Raw genomic sequence first — 14,718 nt, forward strand, 5'->3', positions numbered from 1 at the left:
CGAGAACGATCGCTAGGACATTGCACGCTTGGCGAAGTCACCTTCGCAAGGCTGCATTTTATTACGCGATCAGAGCGTCGAAATGCCGGCGTTTCGTCAACGGGTTTCCACCTTCGGTGCTGCGACGCCTTCACGATACCGGTATGCGCCGAGCGCGACGCCTGTTTCAGGTCGTTAGCTTATCTAATAGGGCAGCAGAGTTTTGACCTCCGTACCCCGTTATAAGCGAATCACTGAGCCTCGAACTCCTAGAGCCGGTTCCGGCATTTGCCTGCACGGCCTTCCGGGCTTCCCTCTTGCTGCCACATCACGTCGGCCCACTCACGCAGATGTTGGTCCAGCGCGCGTCACCAGTATTCCTCAGCGCTCCCCGATGGGCGTGTCCGTGCAAACGGTGAGCCTGTGGCGCAAGCGCATTGCGCGGCAAGGTGCGCAAGGGATACGGGAGGGGGATCGCAGTGGTCGTCCACCGCGGATCACGCAGGAGACGCGACTGCAGTTGATCGCGCTAGCGTGTGAAGCGCAGGAAGCTGAGGGACAGGTCCCGCCGACGCTCGACGATATTGTGGTGCGCCCCGTGGAGCGCGGCATTGTCGGGCAGATCAGCCGCAGCCATGTGCAGCGTATTTCGCAGGCCGGCGACATTCGCCCGCACCGGATCCGACAATGGCTACATAGTCCCGATGCAGCCTTTCGCGAGAAGGTCAACGTGATTTGCGAACTGTACCGCCGCGCCCCAGAAACGCGGTATTGCTCAGTATCGACGAGAAAACCAGCATTCAGGCCATCGAGCGCAAGGATCCGGGACCCGCGCCCGGGCCGGGACGGCTGCGTCGTCGTGAGTTTGAATATATCCGTCATGGCACCCTGGTGCTGATTGCCGCGCTCGATGTTCATACCGGATAGGTGCTTGGGAGCTGCCGCGAGCGGCGCACGCAGGACCATCTGGTGGCCTTCATGAAGAGCGTGCGCGCGCGGACCTTGGCAAACAGGTGCACGTAATCTGGGATAATCTGAATACGCACCGCGCCCAGGCCGTGTGACAGGCATTCAACGCGAGGCACGGTAAGCGGTTTCACTTCTGTTTCACCCCTTGGCACGCGAGTTGGGTCAAATCAGATCGAACTTTGGTTCGCTCTCTACGCCCGCCGTGTGCCGCGCCATGCCAGCCACACCAGCACCGCGCATCTGCGCGAGCGCACCGAGCAATTTATCCGCGATATCCGCGCGCGGAATCAGGCGGCGCGCCCCTTCAAATGGAGTTTCCGGGGTTATCCGTTGCAAACCGGCGCATCGTAATCGGGAGCCCATGCCCGCCTTACCCACCAAACATTACGCTATTCAACGCCTCAAGATCACTTAAGGCCACGCCACGCCGGCGAAAGGAACGACCATGAAAATCAGTTCGAAAGACTTCTGCGTGCGGGAAGGCGATGATGTAGACCTCCGGAAATGGCCGACGATGGTCAATCCCGTCTACAAATCGAAAGAGCAATATGAGGAGCTACTGGCGGACCATGTCGCGCGCCTCAGCTCTCAGCAGCAGCTTCTCTACGCGTCCAACCGCTATTCCATCTTGTTGGTGTTTCAGGCCATGGATGCGGCAGGCAAGGACGGCGCGATCAGACACGTGATGTCCGGCGTCAATCCGCAAGGCTGCCAGGTGTTCAGCTTCAAGCACCCGAGCCCTACGGAGTTGCAGCACGACTTCCTATGGCGCACGACCCGGGATCTTCCTGAGCGGGGACGGATCGGCATCTTCAACCGATCCTATTACGAGGAGGTGCTGATCGTCCGCGTGCATCGGGACATTCTCCTCAGTGAAGGGCTTCCCGATGCGCCGCCCAACGACAAGGCGCTTTGGCACGATCGCTATCGGTCGATCTCGGATCTGGAAAGGCATCTCCACGCCAATGGAACCCGCATCGTCAAATTCTTCCTGCATCTCTCGAAGGAGGAGCAGCGAAAGCGCTTCCTTGCCCGGATCGACCAGCCGGAAAAGAACTGGAAATTCAGTGCCGCCGATGTCGAAGAACGCAGATTCTGGAAGCACTATATGAAGGCCTACGAAGAATGCCTGAGCGCGACGAGCACTAGCGATGCTCCATGGTATGTTGTGCCCGCCGACGACAAAGAGAATGCGCGATTGATCGTGTCCCAAATTGTCCTTGATGCCCTCGACGAGCTCAAGATGTCGTATCCGGAAACCAGCGAAGCACGCAGGCAGGAATTACTGACGATCCGCAAGGGGCTGGAGAAGTAAAGCGCCTGGGTGGCTCGCTCGTCGATGCGCGGGTTAGGTGTCGCTTTGCGTACGCAAGGTATCTTGGTGCGCAATTCGGACGATTTCCTGTGCGATATCTTCGGGTGAAAGAACAAAATCGATGCACCCGGTCGCTATTGCGCTTTCGGGCATATCTGGCGCCGCAGCTGTCTCAAGCTTCTGCGCGATAGTAATGCCGCCCGCTTCCTTTATGCCGCGCAGCGCCGCTGCCCCGTCGCCGTCATAACCAGAGACGATCACGGCTATAAGCTTACCGTGCCAATGCTGCGTCAACGAATGCAGAAAAACGGTGATGACGTCCGGCCATCCCCTCGGCTTCGAAATCGGTTTGAGACGAAACTCGCCATTGAGGACGTGCAGATCGCGCTGCGCCGGGATGATGAATACGTGATTTGGCTGGAGGACCAATCCTTCCGTGATCAGCTCCACCGGCATTTCGGTGTAGCGCGGGAGAATCTCATGGAGCAGGGTAGCTACGCGCCTCAGGTGATTAACAATGACGATCGCAACGCCCATATCGGCCGGCAGGCACTGCAATAGCCGGATATAGGCGTCGAGCCCGCCCGCCGACCCCCCTACGCAAACAACAGGAAATCCCTTATTGGCAATGCCAGGGTTTTTTGCTTTGAAGCGGGGCATGGTCGGTTTGTTCATAGTAGCTTGTCCGCCATGACCTCAGTGAGGATCCACCTTTGGGGAACGGCAACGCCATCCGCAGGCTTCTGTATCGCTTAATTGAGGCGGACGGTAAGCCAGCGAAAGTCCATTAGGACCGGCTATTTCCCGCCCTCCAGGACGCTGGGTAGAACACGCTCGGCACTTCCCACCTGTCATGGGAGGGAATTTGTGCCCTGTTGGGCCTACTGATCAGTCTAAATCCTGCCCGCGCCGCCGAAGCCACCGAAAATCCAGAGCAACACGAGAACGAGCACCACCAAACCAAGGACGCCACCCAGCCCAGCCCCACCGTAGCGACCGTGGGCATAATACCCGCCGCCGCCGCCGAGCAGAAGTACGATAATTACTATGATCAGAATTGTACCCATCACTCACCTTCTCAAGAGATCTTCATCGCACCAGCGGAACCGGAGGCGTACATCATCGAGTCCGACATAGGCAGAATATCGGGCGGGACGCGGTTACGGTAGGGTCGGAAAATACCTACGCCTGACAAGAGTCCAGCGATTGGCGTGTTGAACTTCCACGCCAATCCAACTGACCGACCCCTCCGAGGCCTGTGAAGCATCGCTCATTCGCTAAGACGACCATGAGATTCGTTGCTGGGCCTTCTGAACAACCACCATGTTTCCGAGGCTCCGATAGAGGCCCGATTAATGCCGACGACACACACTTGAGTAGATTCCAAACCTGCCACGATCGCCAAGCCACCGATAGACCTGAGTGCGCTGGTCAGCACGCGGAGCGTGCCTGTTTTGTATTCCTAGTAATCAAATGAGAGGAACGACCATGACGCGTTCGTTTTCACTTCTGGCAGTTGCGGCGGTGAGCGGCCCGTCCTTTTCTCAGGCCTCCCCAAACCGTCACCCTGATGAAGGTCGACCCGGCATCGCTGGCAACGGGATACCAACACATCCAAGATGGTGGCAGCGGGTGGTGCCCGGATAGGTCTGCTGCGTTGGAGTATGTCGATGATGATCATTGGCGAACCGCAGTGCCGGCAAACGAAGGTTGGCGGCACTGCGACGGTGGATACGACGTTGGCACCGAGTTCGACACCGGCAGGCACTACGTCCAGCAACTTGCGTTTCTTCGCGAAATTCTCGCGCCGCGATGGGTTCGCGAGCAGACCGTAATGGCGGATACGGTGGAAGCCGCCAGGTAGCACTTGCAGCAGGAACCGACGCACGAACTCTTCTGCTTCGAGCGTCATCGTCTTGTTGCGTGTGCGTCCATCCACGCGGTAGTCCTTCCAACGGAAGGTCACGCCGTGTTCGTCGAGCGCGACCAAGCGTTGGCAAGCCGGTGCAACGGCAAACCCTCTTGAGAAACAATTAGGATAACCCCATGTTTCAAGGGGTTTGCGCGGCTGGGGTAATCTGGAAGCCGAGAGCAGTCGCGCGGCGCCTGAGGGCATCGATGCTGCGTTGACGCTGCTGTTCTTCGTAATGCTGCTGGCCCTGGTCGACGAAGGCTTCGCCCCGCGTGAGCATGAAGTACACCATGCGGGCGAGCTTATGGGCGACGGCGGTATTCGCACGCGGCTTGTCCATACGTGAGCACAACCGCCGATAAAACGCGCCCAGCGCCGAGTCGTTGCGCGACAGGCTCATCGCGGCCAGCTTGAGCGCCTGGCGCACCCGGTTGGTGGAACGCCGGGTGCGCGCACTAAGCACCTTGCCGCCGCTGACCTTGGTGCCAGGACACAGTCCCAGCCACGAACAGAAGTGCTTGACGTTGGCAAAGCGACTCAGGTCCGGGCCGATCTCCGAGAGTATCGTCATTACCGTGGTGACCGCCAGGCCGTTGATGCGCGTCAGGTCCACGCCCGCCCAGCGCGCCAGGGCCGTGCGTGCATCAAACTGCGGGGTGTTCTTGCCGCGCCGCTTGCCCGGCCCGCTGAGTTCGACCTCGTGGCAGCCCAGTGGCGCCAGTAACGCCTCGATCTTCGCGTCGCACTCGAGCACCCGCTGGGCCAGGCTGTCGACCATCGCCAGGGCCTGCCCGAGCACGAACAGGTGCTCCTCGCGCCAGTTGCCTGTCAGCGCCCGCTCGATGTCGCGCTCGCTGGCCTTGACGCGGCCGTTGCGATGCCGGGCCAGCACTTTGGGGTCACGCTCGCCGGCCACAATCGCCCGCACGATCGCCTGCCCGGTCATGCCCATCACGTCGGTGAGCACCTCGGTCAGTTGCAGGTTCATCTGCACCAGCGCCTTCTGCATGCGCTGCACCCAGTCGGCCTGTTCGGTGAGCAGCACCTCGCGCTGACGGACCACCGCGCGCACCACGCAGACCTCATCGCCCGGGCGCCAGGCCGCGCGCAGCAACCCCAGGCTCATGAGCTTCTGCAGCCATTGGCAGTCCTGCACGTCACTCTTGCGTCCCGGTACGTACTTCATCTGCCGCGCGTCGACCAGCCACACCACCAGTCCGCGCCGCTCTAGCACCTCGTAGACCGGGATCCAGTAGACCCCGGTCGACTCTAGTGCCACGGTGTCGACCCCGCACGAGAGCAGCCAGTCGGCCATCGCGTTCAGGTCATCGGTCATCGCCCCGAATTCACGCACCGGCTCGTCATCTGCCTGTCGGGGCACCGCTACCCAGTGGCTCGAGCCGCCCACATCGATCCCCGCTGCGTTCGGGAACACCTCGTCTTCTTCTCGCTTGCGCATCGCCATCGCCTGCTCCAGAATCGTGAGTGAACGGCAGCGCCATGGGAATCGTCGAAATTGACTCGATCTCTTGAACGGGATGCGGCTTGCGCCGCTCACCACTGTCGCCGACGAATCCCGGACCATGCTCTTAAGCGGGCTCACTCCACGGCGTGCATGCCGCGAGCGCGCACCATTGGTCTGCCGGTCATCGCAGCGCTGCCGTTCACCGGTATACCTCATCTCCGTTTCTCCGCCAACGCCGAGCCCGGCACGGGCTTGAAATGCTCTTGAGAAACAAAACTATTCGGCGGTAGCTCTTACGGTGTGGCCGGAACAGATTCAATGCGGAACCCCAGCTTGGCGGCGCGACGTTTGAGGGCAGCGATACTTCGTTGGTGTTGCTGCTCCTCGTAACGCTGCTGTCCCTGGTCGACGAAGGCCTCGCCGCGTGTCAGCATGAAATACACCATGCGCGCGAGCTTGTGCGCCACTGCGGTGTTGGCGCGTGGCTTGTCCATCCGGGCACACAGCCGGCGGTAAAAAGCGCCCAGCGCAGAGTCGCTATGGGAAAGGGTCATGGCCGCCATCTTGAGCGCCTGCCGCGCCCGGTTGGCCGAGCGTTTCGTGCCTGAGGACAATACCTTGCCGCCGCTGATCTTCGTGCCGGGCGTCAGCCCCAGCCAGGAACAGAAATGCTTCACGCTGGCAAAGCGGCTCAGGTCCGGGCCGATCTCGGACAGCAGTGTCAGGACGGTGGACACACCCAGGCCGTTGATGCGCGTGAGATCGACACCCGCCCAGTTGGCGAGTCTCTGCCGCTGGTCGAAGTTGCCTCGCAGCCTGGTGCCGGCCTTCGGCCCGGTACCCAGGTCAACGTGGCGGCGGCCACTCTCGTCCACGAGCGTCTGCAGGCGGGCATCGCATTCGCCAAGATGACGGGCGAGGTCGTCGTACATCGATAGCGCCTGCTTCAGCACAAACAGGTGCTCCTCGCGCCAGTTGCCTGTCAATGCGCGGGCGATATCGTCGGCACTGCGCCTGATCCGGCCGTGACGGTAGCGGGCCAGAACCTTCGGATCGCGTTCGCCCGCGACGATCGCGCGGATGATCGCCTGTCCCGTCGCTCCCATGATGTCGCTCAGCACCTCGGTGAGCTGGATATTCATCTGCACCAGCGTCTTCTGCATGCGCTGTACCCAGCTGCCCTGCTCGGTAAGCAGCACCTCGCGCTGGCGCGCCACCGCACGCACCACGCAGACCTTGTCGCCGGGACGCCAGGCCGCCCGCAACAGCCCCAGGCTCATCAGCTTCTGCAGCCACTGGCAGTCGAGCACATCGCTTTTGCGGCCAGGCACGTACTTCATCTGCCGCGCGTCGACCAGCCACACCGCCAGCCCGCGCCGCTCCAGCACCTCGTATACCGGTATCCAGTAGGCTCCGGTCGATTCAAGTGCCACCGTATCGACACCGCACGCCAGCAGCCAGTCGGCCATCGCGTTCAGATCGTCGGTCATCGTGCCGAATTCCCGCACCGGCTTATCGTCCGCGGTCCTGGGTACCGCTACCCAGTGGCTCGAACCACCTATATCGATGCCCGCTGCGTTCGGAAACACTTCGGGACTGTCTTCCCGCTTACGCATCGCCATGGTTTGTCTCGCTATGGTTGATGGATGGCAGCGTCATGGGAAGCGTCAGATTGGACTCGATCTCTCAAACGGGATGCGGCTCGCGCCGCTCGCCACTGTCACCGACGACTCCCGGACCATGCTGAGTCCCGGGCTCGCTTCACGACGCTTGCCAACGTCGTAAGCTCGCACCAGTGGGTTGTCGGTCATCGCGGCGCTGCTACCCACGTTATAGCTCATCGCCATCGTGAAATCGTTTCTTCAGGAACACCGTACCCGGCACGGGTTTGGGAAGCTGAGTATTCGTTTGAACGCAGGCGCACCCGTTGACTCGAAGCTGACCCTAGAAATGTCAGTACATTAAGAGAACTTATTCGTAGTCCGCGGGTGCATGTCCCGCCTTCGCCGGCAGCTACCTGCCAGCTGTGACCAGTATCACGGAACGCAGGACAGGCTACCTATATCGAGAACTGGATGCGACACGTGTCGCCGTCAGCCGCGCAATATGCGGCATGTAGTGGATGGCAAAGCTCATCCTTGCCTTGTCACATTCAGCCATCGAATATTTAGATTGCGCTACCGTCGTATTTGCGTAGAAATCACGGGACACCAAGATTGGGGTTGTCAGGCGCGACTCTCATCGTGGCGCGAGGAAATATCCTCACAACGACGCCGAATAGATTCGAGCAAGCCAACTGCAAAGTCGAAATCAGTGTTGCAAAAATGGGGGCGACCATAGATTCATGCAGACAAATTTACTGACGAAGTTGTGACGACTTTATTGCGGTCTACGAGGACGCTGACCCGCGGTGGTGTGCGTCAGATCATCAAGCAGGTCTTCGACAACGCGATCGACCATCTGCAGTCGACGGGTGAAGCGCACGAGCGCGCAACAGAACGGTTGCGCCAGGCGTCCGCTCACTGGCTACGCCATACGGCGGGCTCGCACATGATGGACGGGCAAGTCGACTTGCGACATGTGCGGGACAACCTGGGGCATGAATCGATCTCGACGACCAGCCAGTACCTGCATGCGGACGACGATGATCGGCATCGTGCGACAGAAGCCGGACTGAGACTCAATTGGTAAGATGATGGCTGTCGACTCACGGTCGGCATAATCAGGTCCGCGACTGGTAGGCAACAAGCGGGCCGCTGTTGAGCGCACGGAACGCCTCAAGTCGACCACAGCTGCCAGTCGCTATTCTCGGAAACGGACCTTCGAATGCCCGACCCATTGAAAAACGTCGCTACGCGACTCCGTGCAACAATCTCGACTTTTCGAGTGGTTAGCGTCGAGCAGGACGTTTGGTCGCGGGAGTCGTTCAACGCCGACCTGGCCGAGCCGACAGAATTTGCGCGCGGCGGTTCTATCCGGCCACGCAGGTCCGAGCCCATCGGACTCGATAAAGTGGCCAACGCACACAGGCGTGTCGAGCGGGGGTGTACGCAGGCAAGATCGTGCCGCAGCCCAACTCGTTGCCAACCTGCCACTGCGTTTAAACAGTTCGGCTGAGGCTTTCGGTCGCCGCCACACCGCTGTGCCAGCGCCTGGCTACGCAGGAATCACCGCTCAAATCTACCTGAACGCCGCCTGACCACGCGGTCCCACTACATCAGTTCGACGCAAGTTCGTTCAGGCAGCCATAGGCGCGTAGCGCCTATGGCCCTTGACGTCGTAGCGATCGAGCATCATCACCTTGTCCCACGCCTTGATGAAGTCTCTGATGAAGCGCTGATGGCCGTCGCTGCCGGCATGGACATCCGCGATGGAACGCAATTGCGAATTCGACCCGAAGACCAAGTCGTTGCGTGTCGCCGTGAACTTCGTTTTGCCGGTTCCGCGATCCTTGAGGGCGAAGCTCATTCCCTCTTCGTCACACTTTTCCCAAATCAGGTCGGTGTCGGTCAGATTGACGAAAAAGTCGTTGGTCAGAACGCCGACTTTGTCGGTCAAGACGCCGATGTCCGATCCATCATGGTTGACGTTCAGCACGCGCAAGCCGCCGGTTAAAACAGTCCACTCCGGAGCGGTCAGCTTCATCAGGTTTGCCTTGTCGAGGAAGAATTCCTCAGGCGCGACGCCTTGCGAAACCTGCTTGAAGTTGCCATCCACGTAATTACGGAAACCATCAACAATCGGCTTCAACCATTCGAACATTTCAACATCAGTGAGTTTCTGCGTCGTATCCACACGACCTGGCGTAAACGGAACGCTGGCTTCGACGCCGGCATCTCTTGCCGCCCTCTCGACGGCAGCGCAGCCACCCAGCACGATGAGATCGGCCATCGAGATTTTCTTGCCGGCGGCCTGTTTGGCGTTGAAGTCGGCCATGACATCGCGCAACTTTTCGATCACGGGCGCGGCGCGGCGATTGACCGCCCAATCCTTCTGAGGTGCAAGCGCAAGGCGGCCACCATTCGCCCCGCCACGCTTGTCGCTGTCGCGATAAGTCGCAGCCGCGGAAAAGGCGGTGAAGGCCAGATCGGAAACCGAAAGGCCAGTCGCCATGATTGCTTCTTTCAGCGCGGCGACTTCTGCCTCGCCGACCAGCCCATAGTCACGCTCGGGAAGCGGGTCCTGCCATAGCAGGCCGTCCTCAATCGTCACTTCCGGGCCCAGGTATCGATGCTTGGGTCCCATGTCGCGGTGGGTGAGTTTGTACCAAGCCTTGGAAAAGGCCTGGGTGAATGCATCGAAGTCCGCTAGAAATTTCTCGCAGCACTTCCGATACTCTGGGTCGACCTTGAGCGCGATGTCGCTGGTCATCATCATGAGACTGTTCATCTGACCCTCGACGTGTGCGTCGGGCGTCTTGGGCGAATTCGGGTCGGTCGGCGTCCATTGCAGCGCGCCAGCCGGGCTCTTAGTCTGCTCCCACTCGAACTTGAACAGGTTTTCGAGATAGCTGTTGTCCCACTGTATCGGATTCGGCGTCCAGCTGCCCTCGATCCCGTTGGTCATCGTGTACTGCGCGAAACCTGGGCCCTTGGGGTTGTGCCAACCGAGGCACATGGCTTCCATGGGCGCGATTTCCGGCGGCGGGCCTATCTCTTTCGCCGGCACCATCCCATGGCTCTTGCCGAAAGCGTGGCCGCCGGCGATCAGGGCCACGGTTTCTTCGTCATTCATCGCCATACGAGTGAAGGTGATCCTGATATCGCGTGCCGATGCCAACGGATCGCCACTAGCCTGAGATTCCACGGCGAGATAGACAAGTTTGTATTGTGATTCAAGCGCTTGGCTTGAAATCGGGGTTCGGTTTTCTGTCTACGGGTGGATCGCCTGGACGAGCGCGAGAGCCCGCTCGTGTGTGGGCTCGGGAGTGGTGGTGAGCTCAAAAGTGGGCGCGTCGGGGCCGGCGTTTGGTGTGCGGCAGGTGTTGCGCACGAGGGTGGCGAGCTCGGCCATCAAGGTGGCGAAGCTGTGTGCTGGCGTGCCATCTCTGAGGCAATGGGTAGCGGCCTTGGCCTGTGCCGACGCGGATCGCTGGGCTGGCGCCACGGGGTCGCGCGTGGCCTTGGCCTGCTGCTCGGTATCGGCGAACATCAACTCGCGCCAGGCCTCACGCAGGTGCCACTCGACGTAGTAGGCGAGCATGCACAGGAAGATGTGCGCGCGCACCCGGTCGGCCTTGCGGTGGTGGATCGGGCGCACCTTCAGGTCGATGGTCTTGAGCGAGCGGAAGGCCCGCTCGACATTGGCCAGTGACTTGTAGTTGCGCACGCACTCGGGCGCATCCATCTGCGTGGCGGCCACTGAGGTGCGAACGATGTACAGGCCATCGAGCGCGGCCTCGCGGGCGACGCTGTCCTGCTTGCGCGCCCAGGACAGGGCTGCGTCGGCGATGCTCAGATCGAAGTGCTTGGCCACCTTGTACTGGTTGATGATCTTGCCCACCCGCACACCGATCGCGTCCTGCCCACTGAGCTTACCCGCGTCCACGCGGGCCTTGATCTTCTCGAGGTGACGCTCGGTGGCCGCCAACAGCTCCTCGCGCTTGTGCGCGCGCAGCCGGGCCAGCGCTTCATTGCGGCAGGCCACCAGGCGCTCACCGGGGTAGTCCGGCGAGCTCAGCTCGAGCAGATTGCGCTCATCGAACAAGTCCATCTGAAGATGCCCCTGCTCGAGCAGCGCACGGATCGATACGCTCTTGAGCGCCGTGATCCAGCCGATGCCGTCGGCCTCGCGCATCTCGTCGATGGCCTTCTGCGAGACCATACCCCGATCGCCAACCATGACCATGCGCTCAATGCCGAAGTCCTCGCGCAACTTGTGCACCGCGGGCATGAAGGTGCGGCTGTCGGCCGTGTTGCCCTCGTGCACCGACACCGCCACCGGGCAGCCACGTGCATCGGTGAGCAAGCCGTAGTTGACCTGCAGCAGGCCCTTCTTGCCGTCGCGGTTGTAGCCGAGCTTGGCCAGCTCGCAAGTGGTGCCCTCAAAGTAGCTCGACGACAAGTCGTAGAGCACCAAGCCACCATCGGACAGATGGCGCGAGGCTAGCTTCTTCTGGATCGTGTCCTGGCGCTCGAGCAGCCAGTCCATGGCGGCGTACAGGTCGTCCTCATTGGCATCGGCCACGCCGAAGTCATCGGCCAGCGTCGTGGTGTGCCACCAGCGGGTGGTGGCGAGTTTCGTGTGGGGCGCGACGATGCGCGCGGCAATCATCGCCAACACCTGTTCGCGCTCGCGACAGGGCTTGGCGGCGATCAACGAGGCGAGCCCCAGGCGCTGCATCGCCGTGGCGACGGCCTGCACATGGCCGTGAGGGCGCGAGCGCGTGATCTCAAAGGCCTGTGCCAGAGGCACGAAGGTCTCGCCCTGCAGCGAGCGACGGATGATCTCGATCAGCGGCTCGGGCAGGTGCGAGAGGTTGCCCAGCGTCTCGTTCTTGACGGTGCCGCCCTCGCGGTAGCTACGTCGTAGCAGGTGCGTGCGGTAGACCCGATCCTTGTACTTGCGGATCGTGGTGACGACGTGAGCGGTTCCTGAGCGTGCTGCCATACAGCCAAATATAGACAAAAATCACCGAAAGTCAAATATTTTAGTGACTACAAATTCTATTAAAAATAGACCTCTCATTGGGCAAATTTATGAGCCCCGACAGGCACTTGCCGCCATTAACGGGGCTACAAAATGGGCGGAACTCGGGACTAGCGTACGGGCCTTCCGGATTGACGTAGATGAGCGCCTGGTGCGAGGCCGCAAGCGGATTTTCGAGGTCGTAATCGGCATCGCCGTTCTTACCGCGCCAACGCTTGTCTCGGGTGACCATGCTGTCGAAGCCGTCGACATGGTTCGGGTCCCAGATTTCCGGGCCCCAATAACTTGCGTTGTCCGCCTCCCAGGCGTCGAGCCGCCCCCCACCGAAGCCGTAGGTCGGAAAACCCATGATTTCGAGCGCGCAATTGCCCGTCAGGATCATGAGGTCGCCCCAGGAAAGACCATTTCCATACTTGTGCTTGATCGGCTGCAGAAGGCGCCGCGACTTATCGGTATTGCCGTTATCCCACCAGCTACTAATAGGGGCGAAGCGCTGCATGGCCGTCCCGGCGCCCCCTCGCCCATCGGCGATGCGATAGGTGCCCGCTGCGTGCCACGCCATACGGATCATCTGCGGGCCATAGTTATGGTAGTCAGAGGGCCACCAGGCGACCGATGTCGTCAAAAACTGCTTGATATCGCGTTTGAGCGCTTCGAAGTCGAGTTTCATGAATTCGGCGGCATAGTCGAATTCTGGGCCAAGCGGATCTGCCGACAGGCCGTTCTGATGGAGGAGTTCGACCCGCAGGCGACCGGGATACCAGTTCTCGAGCGTTGGAGGAGTGCCGAACGCACCACCAACTCTGTCACCGCCGAACGGACACTGGCCAGTCATCTCGTGCGTTTCGGTAAAAGTCTTATCTAAAGTCTTCTGGTTCATCGAAATCTCCTTGGGCGAATTCAATCTCCGGCCGGCAGATCAGACGGCCAAACCGCCTCAACCTCGGCGAAACATAATACCCAGTTCGCCTGTGGGCGTTTCGGCGGCCTGCCGGAGCTGCAAATCGATGCAAACAAAGGAAGACAAGGGCCATGTCGAGCTGCGCTACGAACTCGGAAATCTTCCGCTGCAAATCCTCTAGCGACTTGGCGACAGCGGCGTAAGCGTCCCGGCAAGTCGCTATTACGGCTGGGCATCGCCCGGGCCGGCAGCGTTCGCCTGAGGTTCTCGACAATTCCGCCAAGTCGAACGTACAGCGGAACAAGACTACTGCGTAACTTTTCTTTATACCTTCATCGGTGTCAACGATGACCGCCGAGTGGTCGGCAACGTGGCCAAATATCAGCGGTATGTAAATCGCGGGGCCGTTCTGGGTCGCTTTTGTATGATCAACCTCGCAATCTCTGATGCCTATTCCGTGCTTGCTTTCCCGCAGCCGTTTCGGCTGAGACGCCGAAGGCATGTTGATTGCGTTCGGGTTAGATCTACCAGTGGAGAAGTACGTGGCTCAAACAGGGACGGCAGGTCGCTGCGCCAGGCGCGTCGCGAGTAGCACCATCTCGGTGGCAAGGGACGCAATCGGGCGATTCGGGTCCGATCGCTGCACGATGATGTCAGCGAGCATCGGATTCTATTCAGCACTCTCCGTTGCGCCGACGCTGCTTATTGTGCTCGCAGTAGCCGGCTGGGTCTTTGGAAAAGACGTGGCGCGCGGCCGACTATTCGCCCAGATACACGACATTATGGGCAATGAGGCAGCGGGGGCAATGCAGGCAATAGTTGAGCACGCGCACCTTGCAAGCGGGGGCGGGTTAGCTGGCGTCATGTCAGCAGTGCTGTTGGTGGTGGGCGCGTCGGCCACGTTCTCGTCACTGAGCGCTGCGCTGGATGTCGTATTCGCCGCAGAGCCAAAAAAGGGCGCGGCAGGGCTTGCTCTGCTTGTCCGCGCGCGTTTGGTGTCGTTTGAACTGGTGTGGGGAATTTGCTTCCTCCTGGTGGTCTTGCTGGTGCTCAATGCAGCAGTCAATTCCGTCGGCCAAATGATGTTTGGCCACTCCAAGCTGCTCGTCGTCGCAGCGGTCGTGCAAACCGTGTTCAGGCTGATGGTGCTATGCGCAGTGTTCACTGCGTTGCTTCGATGGCTGCCTAATGTGCCCGTACAATTCTGGCACGCTGGGGCGGGCGCAGCGGTGTCAGCAGTGCTGTTCACGCTTGGGCACAGCCTGTTCGGACTGTATTTAGTGCACGCCGGCACGGTGAATCTGTTCAGGGCAGCCGGGTCACTAGCGGTCTTGATGATCTGGCTCTACTTCTCCGCAGCCGTATTTCTTCTCGGTGCTGAAGTCGCAGCGGCGTTGAAGCGTTCGCAAGAGTCGACCGCGGCAGCGCAGCCTGATGAGAGTCAGGTCGTGAAGCAGCTGCCTCCCCCTCAGAAATTTCAGGAGTTGGATTGAGGGGCCATTTTTTCATGTCCACGGCGCCGGCCGCCG

The 14,718-nt window shown here is 60.4% G+C and carries 9 protein-coding genes and 4 pseudogenes; 4 read left to right on the top strand and 9 right to left on the bottom strand.

The genetic code is table 11. The features are described 5' to 3' along the window. Nucleotides 1–367: 367 nt before the first annotated feature. Nucleotides 368–1,299 (top strand): annotated as a pseudogene (locus SBC1_RS35385) (IS630 family transposase); the annotation flags it as partial. Nucleotides 1,300–1,393: 94 nt separating this feature from the next. Continuing rightward, the gene (locus SBC1_RS35390) at nt 1,394–2,263 is read left to right on the top strand and encodes an ADP-polyphosphate phosphotransferase (protein ID WP_165105793.1); all 870 of its coding nucleotides are present in this window, start codon (nt 1,394–1,396) and stop codon (nt 2,261–2,263) included. Between the two features lie 33 nt (nt 2,264–2,296). Here the strand turns inward: SBC1_RS35390 and SBC1_RS35395 are convergent, their stop codons facing one another. From SBC1_RS35395 to SBC1_RS35420, 6 genes and pseudogenes are all read right to left on the bottom strand, one after another. Next, on the bottom strand, nt 2,297–2,938 hold the full coding sequence (locus tag SBC1_RS35395) for a chemotaxis protein CheB (protein ID WP_241202504.1): 642 nt from the start codon (nt 2,936–2,938) through the stop codon (nt 2,297–2,299). Between the two features lie 218 nt (nt 2,939–3,156). Further along, nucleotides 3,157–3,330: a DUF3309 family protein gene (locus tag SBC1_RS35400; RefSeq protein WP_165105790.1), complete on the bottom strand. Its 174-nt coding sequence runs from the start codon at nt 3,328–3,330 to the stop codon at nt 3,157–3,159. Between the two features lie 707 nt (nt 3,331–4,037). Next, nucleotides 4,038–4,274: pseudogene (locus SBC1_RS40240) on the bottom strand (transposase); the annotation flags it as partial. A gap of 40 nt (nt 4,275–4,314) precedes the next feature. Beyond that, nucleotides 4,315–5,640 carry an IS110 family transposase gene (locus SBC1_RS35410; protein ID WP_165092324.1) on the bottom strand — a complete coding sequence of 442 codons (1,326 nt, stop codon included), beginning with the start codon at nt 5,638–5,640 and terminating at the stop codon, nt 4,315–4,317. Nucleotides 5,641–5,933: 293 nt separating this feature from the next. Further along, on the bottom strand, nt 5,934–7,262 hold the full coding sequence (locus SBC1_RS35415; protein WP_165105786.1) for an IS110 family transposase: 1,329 nt from the start codon (nt 7,260–7,262) through the stop codon (nt 5,934–5,936). A 45-nt stretch (nt 7,263–7,307) separates the two neighbouring features. Next, nucleotides 7,308–7,487: a hypothetical protein gene (locus SBC1_RS35420; protein ID WP_165105782.1), complete on the bottom strand. Its 180-nt coding sequence runs from the start codon at nt 7,485–7,487 to the stop codon at nt 7,308–7,310. Nucleotides 7,488–8,055: 568 nt separating this feature from the next. On the opposite strand from SBC1_RS35420, the gene SBC1_RS35425 reads away from it, so the two are divergent. Further along, a complete protein-coding gene (locus tag SBC1_RS35425) occupies nt 8,056–8,331 on the top strand; it encodes a tyrosine-type recombinase/integrase (protein WP_370469738.1) in 276 nt (91 codons plus the stop codon). 546 nt (nt 8,332–8,877) lie between these two features. Here the strand turns inward: SBC1_RS35425 and SBC1_RS35430 are convergent. The 3 genes and pseudogenes from SBC1_RS35430 to SBC1_RS35440 form a co-directional block, all read right to left on the bottom strand. Then, nucleotides 8,878–10,437 (bottom strand): annotated as a pseudogene (locus SBC1_RS35430) (peroxidase family protein); the annotation flags it as partial. A 75-nt stretch (nt 10,438–10,512) separates the two neighbouring features. Next, on the bottom strand, nt 10,513–12,249 hold the full coding sequence (locus SBC1_RS35435) for an IS1634 family transposase (protein ID WP_165105778.1): 1,737 nt from the start codon (nt 12,247–12,249) through the stop codon (nt 10,513–10,515). 148 nt (nt 12,250–12,397) lie between these two features. After that, a pseudogene (locus SBC1_RS35440) lies at nt 12,398–13,168 on the bottom strand (peroxidase family protein); the annotation flags it as partial. Between the two features lie 521 nt (nt 13,169–13,689). On the opposite strand from SBC1_RS35440, the gene SBC1_RS35445 reads away from it, so the two are divergent. After that, a complete protein-coding gene (locus SBC1_RS35445) occupies nt 13,690–14,682 on the top strand; it encodes a YihY/virulence factor BrkB family protein (protein WP_165105774.1) in 993 nt (330 codons plus the stop codon). The last annotated feature ends 36 nt before the right edge of the window (nt 14,683–14,718 follow it).

It is taken from the genome of Caballeronia sp. SBC1 (genome assembly GCF_011493005.1).
Lineage (GTDB): Bacteria > Pseudomonadota > Gammaproteobacteria > Burkholderiales > Burkholderiaceae > Caballeronia.